General features: G+C 61.5%; 1 protein-coding gene. It reads right to left on the reverse strand.

Annotated elements, in window-relative coordinates:
- Positions 1-273 (reverse strand): P-II family nitrogen regulator (locus TP2_RS14000; RefSeq protein WP_038078762.1); only part of this gene is annotated, 273 nt, incomplete at both ends.

Consider the following 273-nt stretch of genomic DNA (forward strand, 5'->3'; position numbering starts at 1 on the left):
GTCATCATTGGTTTCGCCAGTCCGCACACGCACGGCCTGGGCGACATCGAGCACGAAGATCTTGCCGTCGCCGATCTTGTCAGTCTTGGCGGCCTTGGTGATCGTCGCGATCACCTCGTCGACGAGCCCGTCGGCCACGACGATCTCGAGTTTCACCTTCGGCACGAAGTTCACGGCATATTCCGCGCCGCGATAGATTTCGGTGTGCCCCGACTGCGCGCCGAAGCCCTTGATCTCGGTAACCATCATTCCGCGCACGCCGATGGTGGTGAG

It is taken from the genome of Thioclava pacifica DSM 10166, assembly GCF_000714535.1.
Lineage (GTDB): Bacteria > Pseudomonadota > Alphaproteobacteria > Rhodobacterales > Rhodobacteraceae > Thioclava > Thioclava pacifica.